At 57.8% G+C, this 11,399-nt stretch carries 4 protein-coding genes; all 4 read left to right on the forward strand.

Annotated elements, in window-relative coordinates:
* The first annotated feature begins 8 nt into the window (after nt 1-8).
* On the forward strand, nt 9-2,927 hold the full coding sequence (locus tag AC559A_RS08425) for a cache domain-containing protein (protein WP_498817434.1): 2,919 nt from the start codon (nt 9-11) through the stop codon (nt 2,925-2,927).
* On the forward strand, nt 2,924-5,533 hold the full coding sequence (locus AC559A_RS08430) for an ATP-binding protein (protein ID WP_498817436.1): 2,610 nt from the start codon (nt 2,924-2,926) through the stop codon (nt 5,531-5,533). The genes AC559A_RS08425 and AC559A_RS08430 overlap by 4 nt, the downstream gene beginning before the upstream one ends.
* A gap of 453 nt (nt 5,534-5,986) precedes the next feature.
* Nucleotides 5,987-9,730 carry a chemotaxis protein CheB gene (locus AC559A_RS08435; RefSeq protein WP_498817438.1) on the forward strand — a complete coding sequence of 1,248 codons (3,744 nt, stop codon included), beginning with the start codon at nt 5,987-5,989 and terminating at the stop codon, nt 9,728-9,730.
* Nucleotides 9,723-11,375 (forward strand): sensor histidine kinase, encoded by a 1,653-nt coding sequence (locus tag AC559A_RS08440; protein ID WP_498817440.1) that lies wholly within the window; start codon nt 9,723-9,725, stop codon nt 11,373-11,375. The genes AC559A_RS08435 and AC559A_RS08440 overlap by 8 nt, the downstream gene beginning before the upstream one ends.
* The last annotated feature ends 24 nt before the right edge of the window (nt 11,376-11,399 follow it).

An 11,399-nucleotide genomic window follows, 5' to 3' on the forward strand; every position in this document is an offset into this window, starting at 1 on the left:
GAAAGGATATGCGGCTGATCGCCAACGAAAAGTCAATCCCGCGCATACATCTGGTCGGCACGCTGATTATCGTGCTGTTGCTAACGGTCGGGCTTGCCGGCTATAACTTGTGGCAAAGTCGGCAGGATGCGCAATCGTCCTTCAACCGAATTGAGCAGGCCCTCTCCGAACAGACCGTTGCACGCCTGCAGGATGAAATGCACCATGTCATCACCACCATCGAATATACACGCAGCCAGACCGAAGCTGTCCTGCGCGAAAGCATCATGCTGCAGGTGGATAGCGCCTACCAGATTGCCGAAGCCATCCACACACGGGAGTCTGCCCTCCGGCCAGCGGCTGAAGTACGAAAAATGATCGTCGAGACGCTCAGGCCGGTACGTTTTTACGACAGCCGCGGCTATTTTTTCATCGATGACATGAACGGCCAGTTCATCCTCCTGCCCACGTCGCCAGAGCTTGAGGGCAAGACCCTGCTCGACAACCAGGATGACACCGGCCACTTCATTATGCGAGGTCTGATTTCCGCCGCAAGGCTGCCTCGCGGCGAGGGCTTCTCGCGCTATCGCTGGTACACGCCGGAAAATCCCGCAGTGATGGCCGACAAGCTGTCCTACGTCCGATATTTCGAGCCTTACGACTGGCTGATCGGCACCGGCGACTACCTCTACAAGTGGGAGGAAAAGCAAAAGCAGGAAGTGATGTTGCAACTGCGCACTTACCGCTTCGGCACAACCGGCTACGTTGCGCTGTTCGATGCCGGTGGCAGTTCGCTGCTCTCGCCCTCCAATGCCGCGCTCGAAGGCAAGACAGAAGCTGACCTGCCTGACTTTGAACGCAGCGTTCTCGAAAAGCTGCTGAGCGCTGGCCGAGCCGGCGGCGGCATCGTCCACTACGATTGGCCGCAAGCAGACACCGGCACACTGGCGAAAAAAACGGCCTATGTTCAAACCTATGCACCCTGGCAGTGGGTCGTGGTGACCACCCTGTTCGATGACGAGATGCAAGCAGCGATCGCAACTGAACAACAAACCCACACGCAGCTGAGTACCCGGCAGGCACTGACAATCGCGCTAGCGGGGCTGGTGGCCCTACTGCTCGGCCTGACCGTCTCGTGGATATTCTCGCGCTGGATGCGCCAATTATTCAAGGAGTACCACCGCAACAATCTCGCCCAACAAGACGCCTTGCGCCAACAGGCAGATGCATTGCACGAAACCCAGGCCAGTCTGCAAGAAAGTGAGCACTACTTCCGCACCTTGGCCAATGGCGGCACTGCCCTGATCTGGACATCCTGTGTCGATAAGCTGTGCAACTACTTCAACGAACCCTGGCTACGCTACACCGGCCGCACCCTCGAACAAGAAATCGGTAATGGTTGGACGGAAGGCGTGCACCCGGACGACTTCGATCGGTGCATAAATATTTATGTCAGTCATTTCGACCGCCACGAACCCTTTTCAATGGAATACCGTCTGCGCAAGGCGAACGGCGAATATGGGTGGATCCTCGACTTGAGTAACCCGCGCCATGACAGCGGAGGCAACTTCACCGGGTATATCAGCTATTGCTATGACATTACCGACCGCAAGCAGGCCGAAAACGTTCTTTCCCATGCCAAGGAACAGGCCGAGGCCGCCAACCAAGCCAAGTCCGAATTCCTTGCGAACATGTCCCACGAAATCCGCACCCCGATCAATGGCATCATGGGCATGATGCAGCTTCTGGAAATGACGACTCTGGACGCCGACCAACAACAGTACGTAAAATTATGCACAACCTCGGCCAACCGACTGACCCGGCTGCTCTCGGACATTCTGGACCTGTCCAGGGTCGAGGCGGGGAAGATGGAAATCTTTGTGGCCGAATTCATGGTCCAGGAGCTTGGCGATTCCGTCTCTGATCTGTTCACCGTCAAGGCCAGGGACAAGGGCGTCCACCTGGAATGTGCCATTGATCCGGATATGCCCGCACACCTCATCGGTGACGTGGCGCGGGTCAGGCAGGTGTTGTTCAACCTGGTGGGCAACGCCTTGAAATTCACGAAACAGGGGCATGTCCGGCTGGAAATGGCTTTGCTGGGTACCGGCGAGGATGGTGTCTGCAATGTGCTTTTTACAGTCTCCGACACGGGCATCGGCATCTCGGAAGACAAGCTGAATGGACTGTTCCAGCCCTTTGTCCAGGTGGACGGCTCTTACACCCGCAGCTTCCAGGGGGCCGGTTTGGGGTTGGCCATTGTCAAACGGCTCGTTGACCTGATGGGCGGGAAGATTTCAATGAAAAGCGCTGTCGGCGAGGGGACCACGGTGCAGGTGCTCTTGCCCTTCAAACTCCCAAAGGGAATAAACATTCCCGCTGATCAAGAGCCCTGGGAATCAACCAAGGCAAAACAGAGCCTGCGCATCCTGCTGGCCGAGGACGAACCGTCCAATGCCATGCCGATCATGAAGCTCCTGGAAAAAGCCGGTCACGACGTGACCCTGGCCGAGGACGGACAACAGGTTCTGGACCTACTTGCCGCACAGGACTTTGACGTGATCCTGATGGACGTGCAGATGCCGGTGGTGGACGGGGTGGAGGCGACGCGGCGCATTCGCGCCGCGGAGGTTCACGGTTCACGGTTCAACGGTTCAACGGTTGGCGAGATAGCAGATGACGGTGCTGATGTAGGGGCGCACCGCGGTGCGCCCGACGGAGTTGCGCAAAATGCAACCCATCCCGACAACACCACGGCCCCAACCGTGAACCGTGAACCGCTGAACCGTGAACTCCACATCCCCATCATCGCCCTGACCGCCTATGCCATGCTCGGGGACCGGGAAAAATTCCTGGAAGCGGGCATGGACGACTACCTGGCCAAGCCGGTGCGGATGGAGGATTTGGCGAGGGTGCTGGAGAGGGTGACGCGAGGAGGTCGATTATGATCCGCGTCCTTATTGGCGTTCTTGTGGCGATCTGCTGCGGGTTGGCGATGTCCCCGGCTGCCCAGGCCGCCATGCAGCACAAGCAGGTGCTGCTGATCACCTCCTACCATCATGGAGATGCCTGGAACGACGGCATTGTCCAGGGGGTGCGGGATGTTTTGGGGGGCATGGAGCATGTGGACCTGGCTATCGAGCATTTGGATCTGCGGCGGAATGCAGGGGAGGCATATCAACAGTGGGTGACCTCCTTTCTCTGGCAGAAGTACCGTTCAAAGCCCCAGGACTTGATCATCGCCTCGGATGACGAGGCCCTGGATTTCGTGTTCCGGGTCCGCGAGAAACTGTTTCCCCGTGTGCCCGTGGCCTTTGCCGGAATCAACAGCTTCACCCCGGAGCGCATTGCCGGGCAGTCCAACATTACCGGGGTCAATGAGGAAATCAGCATTGCCCGGAACCTGGAACTGGGGCTGCGGCTGTTTCCCAGGACCAGCCATGTCTTTGCCGTGGTGGACGAGCGCTCAACCGTAGGCCGGGCCAACCTGAGACTGTACCGGGCCGTGGCGGATCAGTTCGCCTCCCGGGTGGAGATGCGGGAGCTGTTGAACCTTACCGGCCAGGAGGCCCCGGAGGTGCTGCGGGCCTTGCCCCGAGACAGTCTTGTCCTGCGGTTGAACAACCTCCTGGATGGCCGGGGCGGCTATCTTTCCGTGTCGGAAAGCATGCATATTATCTCTCGCGAGTCGCCGGGCCCGGTCCTGACCTTTTGGGATTTTGACCTGGGGCAGGGCGCTCTGGGCGGATTCCTGGTCAGCGCCCGGGAGCAGGGGCGTACGGTCGGGGAACTGGCGGGCCGGATCCTTGCCGGCCAGCATCCGGACCACCTGCCGGTGATCATGGAAAGTCCGAACAAGCCCCTGTTCGACTACCAGCAGATACGGCGTTTCGGCGTGAACGTGGCGGACCTGCCAACCGGTGCCGTTGTGATCAACCAGCCAGAGTCTTTCTATGCCCGCCATAAAGCGTTGATCTGGCCCGTGACGGTGGTGATCGCCTTTCTGGCCGTGTGCATCGCCGCGCTGGTGGCCGTGTTGGTAGTCCGCAGGAGGGCCGAGGTCGCGTTGCGCGAGAGCGAGGCCATGTACAGGGTGATTTTTGACGGAAGCAGCAACGGTATTCTCGCCGCGAACATGCACACACGACGCTTTGCCTACGCCAACCACGCTGTCTGCCGAATGTTCGGATACACTCTGGACGAGATGTTGGCCCTGGAAGTCATGGACCTGCATCCACCTGAATTCTTGGTGCAAGTCCTTGCGGCATTTACTTCCCTTGTCAACGGTGGGACAAGATCCGTCAGCAATGTTCCATGCCTCCGCAAGGACGGGAGCCATTTTTTCGTCGACATTGTCGCGGAAATCGAAACTGTACATGGCGAAGAGTTGGCCGTGGCTTTTTTTACGGACATCACGGAACGCAAGCGCAGCGAGGAGCAGTACCAGGCGCTGTTCCGCGAAATGCTGGACGGCTTTGCCTTGCATGAGATCATTTGCGACGAGTCCGGCGAGCCGGTGGACTATCGATTCCTGGCCGTGAATCCAGCCTTCGAGAGGGCCACAGGGCTGCGAGGAGAGGACATCGTCGGTAAGACCGTCCTGGAAGTTCTTCCGGGAACGGAACGGTATTGGGTCAAGATTTACGGACGGGTGGCCCTGACCGGGGAACCTGAGGTTTTCGACAATTATGCCGCTGAACTTCAAAGGCATTTCGTGGTTGCGGCGTTCAGCCCGACACCCGGCCAGTTCGCCTGCATTTTTTCGGACATCACGGACCGCAAGCAGGCCGAAACGGCGCTGTTGGCGGCCAAGGAGCAGGCCGAGGCGGCCAATCAGGCCAAATCCTCGTTCCTGGCCAACATGTCCCACGAAATCCGTACTCCCCTGAACGGGATCATGGGCATGATGCAGCTTTTGGAAACCACGGACCTGGACCCCGAACAGGGCAAGTACGTCCAACTAAGCCTCACCTCGGCCAACCGCCTGACCCGCCTGCTTTCGGACATCCTGGACCTGTCCCGGGTCGAGGCCGGGATGATGGTGCTCTACGAAGCCGAATTTGAAGTCAGCGAGCTTGGGCAGTCGGTCACGGACCTGTTCACGGTCATGGCCGGGGAGAAGGGGCTTGAGCTGCGTTGCGACATCGACCCGACCATCCCCGCCAAACTGGTCGGCGACGAGGCCCGGGTTCGACAGATCCTGTTCAACCTGGTGGGCAACGCCCTGAAGTTCACGGCCAAGGGAGCCGTTCACCTCCAGATGACGACTCTTTCTCCGGCCAAGGGCGGCGATACACGGGTGCTGTTCTCGGTCTCGGACACGGGTATCGGCATCCCGGACGACAAGGTGGACGGCCTGTTCAAACCCTTTGTCCAGGTGGACGAGTCCTACACCCGTTCCTACCAAGGCGCTGGCCTGGGGCTGTCCATCGTGCACCGCCTGGTGGAACTGATGAATGGGAATATCCATGTTGAAAGTTCGGTCGGTCAGGGAACCACGGTGCATGTGGTTTTGCCCTTCAAGGCGTCCTCCAATCTTTCGGACGGCCTGTAGTTGTCGTGAGATGTTGTTGTTCAATCTCCCTGAAAGGGATTGTGGAACCCTTTTCACCGTAACTGCTCAATCACCCTGGGCAGGCAGATTGGAGTTGTCATGGGATGTTGTTGTTCCATCTCCCTGAAAGGGAGAAATCGTAGAGCCGGTGGTTTCAACCACCGGAATGCACCACACAACAATCCCGAGTCCTGAAAGGACGACATTTTTTTCAATTCAACAGCCCATGTCGTCCTTTCAGAACTCAGCAATGGGGGAGACCATTTTCCGGTGGTTGAAACCACCGGCTTTACGCTTGAATCCTTTCAGGATTGCGGAACCCTTTTAACCCAAACCAAAAAACCAGTACCACTTCACCACGAACCATGAACCGCTGAACCATGAACCGCTGAACCGTGAACCGCTGAACCGCTGAACCGCTGAACCGTGAACCCCCTAAACAGAGGTCCTGATATGCCCAGGAAACATTCCACTCCATCCCAAAAAAAGAACTCAGGCCAATCGCCTCCCACTCCGGCCTCCGCGGTTCCTTCCCTGTATGTCGCGGTGGGGGCGTCCGCGGGCGGGTTGGAGGCCATTGAGTCATTTTTTACCGGCATGGCCCCGGACAGCGGGCTGGCCTTCGTGGTCATCCAGCACCTTTCACCGGATTACAAGAGCCTGATGGTGGAAATCCTGTCCAAGAAAACCGCGATGCCGGTCCACCGGGCTGAGGACGGGATGGTGGTTCTGCCCAACAATGTCTATTTGATCCCGCCCAAGAAAAACCTGACCATTTTTCATGGCAAGCTGCTCTTGAATGACCAGGAGCACGTCCGGGGGATCATCAACCTGCCCATTGACATTTTCCTGCGCTCTCTGGCCGAGGATCAGGGGGAAAAGGCCGTGGCCGTGATTCTTTCGGGATCAGGCAGCGACGGGATGCGCGGGGTCCGGGTCATCAAGGAATTCGGCGGCATGGCCATGGTGCAAAGCGAGGATTCGGCCAAGTTCGACAGCATGCCCAGGGCGGCCGTTTCCACCGGCCTGGTGGATTTTATCCTGCCGCCGGACGAGATGCCCGAACGCCTGCTGTCCTATGCCAAGCACCCCTTTGTGGTAAAAGCGGAGCGTTCCGAAACCGTGATCAGCGACGAGGACGCCCTGGCGCGCATTTTTTCCATCCTGCGCGAGAAGTTCAAGGTGGATTTCACCTATTACAAGCCCAGCACGGTGACCCGGCGGATTGAACGGCGGATGTCCATCAACCGGATCGACGAGATCAAGGAATATGTGGCCTATATGCAGAGTTATCCTGCCGAGGCGGCCACCCTGTTCCGGGAACTGCTCATCGGCGTGACCCGCTTTTTTCGGGACCGGGATGTTTTCGACTTTGTGCGGCAGGAGTGTTTGCCCGACGTCCTGGACAAGGCCGCGAATCGGGAAAGCAGGTTCTGGGTCGCCGGGTGTTCCACGGGCGAGGAGGCGTATACCCTGGCCATCCTGGCCAAGGAATACATGCTGGAGTCCGGAGTGAACCGTGACTTGAAGATATTCGCCACGGACATCGACCGCAACGCCGTGCAGTTCGCGGCCAACGGCGTCTACCCGGAAAGCATTGTCGCGGATGTTCCGGAAGACCTGATGATCAAGTATTTTTACAAGAGGAAGGACAGTTATCAGATTTCCCGGGAGATTCGGGAAATGGTCGTCTTTGCCCAGCACAACCTGATCAAGGATCCGCCCTTTACCAATATTGATCTGATCTCCTGCCGCAATCTGCTCATCTATTTTCAGCCGGTCTTGCAGCGCAAGGTTTTCGAGTTTTTCAACTTTTCTCTCAACCTGCGCGGATTGCTGGTTTTGGGCACCAGCGAGACCATCGGCGACATGGGCGACTATTTTGAAAATATGGATCAAAAGCGCAAAGTGTATCGGACCCGGGGGCGACTCAGGCACATCAAGGATTCCAGTGAACTCCCCCAGGTTCCGAGCCGCAACTATCGGGAAGCCGGAAGGCCTTTTGCCGGTGTGCGTCGGGATCAGCGCGGCGAGGACCGTGTTCTGGAACGGTTCATCGAGGCGCTCAGCGAAGACCTGGATCACCTGGCCGTTATCGTGAATGAGCAGATGGAGGTCTTGCATATTATCGGCGAGACCGAAGGCTACTTCAAGCTGCCCTCGGGCAGGCTGTCCACGGATATTTCCAAGATGGCGGCCAAGGATCTGGCCATTCCCTTGTCCACGGGCATTCAAAAGGTTTTTCGCAAGCAGGAGGCGTTGCGCTTTTCGAACATCAGGCTGCGCCACCAGGATGGATTCAGGATGGTGGATTTGCGCATCAAGCCTTTGCCCCAAATAAAAGGCCAGGAGCCACTGGTGGCCGTTTTTCTGAACGAGGTCAGAAAGCCGGCCACCCCGGATGCGGCGCAGACCACACAGACCTATGACGTCTCTCACGAGGCCGAACAGCGCATCAGCGATCTGGAGCAGGAACTGCAATTCACCCGAGAAAACCTCCAGGCCACGGTGGAAGAATTGGAGACGTCCAACGAGGAGCTGCAGGCCACCAATGAAGAGCTGCTGGCGAGCAATGAGGAATTGCAGTCCACCAATGAGGAGCTGCAGTCCACCAACGAAGAGCTGTATACGGTGAATTCCGAATACCAGTCCAAGATCATGGAACTGAGCGAATTGCATAATGATGTCGACAACCTGCTGAGTGCCAGCCAGATCGGACAGCTCCTGCTGGACGAGAACATGGAAATCCGACGGTTTTCACCCAAAATTACCAATATTTTTAAAATTTTGGAGAGCGACATCGGGCGTCCGCTGACCCACATTTCCCATAACCTGGAGGATGTCGATCCGGTGCGGATCATCGAGGCGGTGCAGGGCCACGGCAAACTGGAAGAGCACGAGGTCCGGGCCGGGGACGGGCGGTGGCATCTGATGCGGGTCATTCCCTATGTCGTGGGCCCGGAGGTTATTTCCGGAACGCTGATCTCCTTTGTGGACATCACCAAAATCAAGGAGGCCGAAGACGCTCTGCGATCCAGCGAAGCCAGGCATCGCCGGCTCTTTGAAACCATGTCCCAGGGGGTGGTCTATCACTCCGCGGATGGCGCGATTATCTCAGCCAATCCCGCGGCCGAGCAGATTCTTGGCCTGACCCTGGAACAGATGCTGGGCAAGACGTCCATGGATCCGCGCTGGCGAATGATTCTTGAGGACGGCGCCGAGGTGCCGGGGACGGATCATCCGGCCATGATCGCCCTGCGCACGGGGCAAAAGCTGGGGCCCGTGATCCGGGGCGTCTTTCACCCGGACAAGAACGCGCACATCTGGCTGGTCATTACCGCGACGCCGCTTTTTCAGCCCGGCGAAGCAACACCCTTTCAGGTCTATGCAACATTTGAAGACATCACGGAAAAGCGCAAGGCGGAGCAGGATTACCAAACCTTGTTCAACAAAATGCTCAACGGTTTCGCGGTGCATGAGATCATCCGCGACCCTCTGGGTGATCCCGTGGACTATCGATTTCTTGCCGTGAACCCCGCCTTTGAGAAAATGACCGGGCTCAAGGGCGAACAGATTGTCGGCAGGACTGTCCGTGACGTTCTTCCGGCCACGGAAAAGCACTGGATCGAGACCTATGGACAGGTGGCCAAGACCGGGGAGTCGGTTACATTTGAAAATTATACCAAGGAATTGGACAAGTATTTCCAGGTCTCGGCTTTCCGACCTGCTCCGCGTCAATTTGCCTGCATCTTCGCGGACATCACGGATCGCAAACTGGCGGAAGAACAGGCCCGGTCCGCGCAGCAACGGTTGGTGACGGTTTTGGACAGCATCAATGCCCTGATCTACGTCGCGGACATGGAGACCCACGAGATTCTGTTCATCAACAGGTACGGTCAAGGGGATTTCGGCGACGCGATCGGTAGAAAGTGTTGGAGCGTCCTCCAGGATGATCAGCAAGGACCCTGTGATTTCTGCACCAACCATAAGCTTCTGGACGCCCAGGGCAGTCCGACCGGGGTTCACTCCTGGGAGTTTTTCAACGAGAAGACGGGAAAATGGTACCACTGCTTTGACAGGGCCATTCAGTGGACGGACGGCAGGATGGTCAGGCTGGAGAGCGCCTTTGAGATTACGGAGCGCAAAAGACTCGAGGGTGAGAAGACCCAACTCGTCGGGGGAAAGGAACATGCGTGATGGTTTTGACGAAAGGCTGCGACGTTTGCGCACCCAGGCTGAGGCGCGCCTGGAAAAGGCATCCCAGCCGGTTGACAAGCTCTCCGGGCCGGAGATCAAGGACTTGATCCATGATTATCAGGTTCATCAGATCGAACTGGAAATCCAAAACGAGGAATTGCGCGAAACCCAGAAGCAGTTGGAACTGGTCAGGGATAGATACGCCAGGCTCTTTAACGATGCGCCGGTCGGGTATTTGACCATTGATGAAACCGGGATCATCGTCCAGACCAATGAGACCTTTGCCGGGATGGTCGGGCGGGAGCCCGCGTACCTGTCCGGAAAGGCCCTGGCCGACTGTATTGATCCCACGGAACGCTCGGCTTTTTATGGACGGTTCAAGGCCTTTTTCAAGAATCCCCAGGGAAAGCATTTGGATTTCCGGCTGCATGGCCAAAACGGCGGTCCAACCGTGCGGTGCGTCGGGAGAATGGAAAAGGAAAGCCAGGACCAGCCGGCTCATGACGCCCGGCGGCATCTGCTGCTCATCCTCACCGACATCAGTGAGCAGGTCCGGGCTGAGGCGGCGCGCCGCGAAAGTGAGGAGCGCTACCGGCTGCTCTCCGATGTGACCCTGGAAGGGATCGTCATCCACAAAAATGGAGTGGCCAGGGACTTGAATCCCTCGTTGAGCAGGTTGTTCGGCTATGAACGGGACGAAATTTTGGGGGTGAACATCCTGGAGCTGATCATTCATGAGGAGGATCGGGACATTGTCAGATCCAACATCCTCAAGGAGTATGCCCAGCCCTACACGGTCCGGGCCGTGAAAAAGAGCGGAGAGGTCTTTTTCGCCGAGCTGGAAGCGCGAAATTTCGTCACCCGGGATGAAACCTTGCGGGTGGCCGCGGTGCGCGACATTACCCCGCGCAAACTCGCGGAGCGAGAAATTGCCCAGATCAATGAACAATTGCGGCAGGCGGTAGCGGAAAAGGACATGCTCTTCGCCATCATTGCCCATGACCTGAAATCCCCCATGTCCGGCCTCGTGGTCTCGACGGAAATGCTGGCCCGGGAACCGGAGATCTTTTCCGAACAGGATTTCGGGTTCCTTGCCACCGCCCTGCACAAGAACGCCCGAAACACCTTCAACCTCCTGGAAGACCTGCTGCAATGGGCTCGGATGAGCCAGGGAGGGATCGATTTCGAACCCACGCCGACCAGCCTGGACAACCTGCTGCACATGGGGTTGTCCACGGCCAAGGATCTGGCCAAGGGCAAGGAAATTTCCCTTCGCGTGGACATTCCTCCGGGGCTGACCGTTCTGGTTGATCAGCCCATGATCAAGACCGTGATCCGGAACGTTCTCTTCAATGCCGTCAAGTTTACCCCCCGCCGAGGCGAGATCGCCATCACGGCCCGGCTAGCGGACCGGAAAGTGACCATGGCGATTCAGGACAACGGCATAGGTATGAGCGAGCAGGTGCTGTCCTCCGTTTTCACCCTGGAAAAAGGAAAACGACAGCTGGGAACGGATGGCGAAAAGGGAACCGGCCTGGGGCTTGTGCTGTGCAAGCAGTTTATCGAAAAGCACGGAGGCCGAATCCGGCTGGAAAGCCGCCCCGGCCACGGTACGACGGTGTATTTCACGTTGCCGGAGGCCTGAGGGAGCTGAACCCTGAACCAACCC

This window comes from Desulfonatronum zhilinae, assembly GCF_900182865.1.
In the GTDB taxonomy this organism is placed as follows: Bacteria; Desulfobacterota; Desulfovibrionia; order Desulfovibrionales; family Desulfonatronaceae; genus Desulfonatronum; species Desulfonatronum lacustre.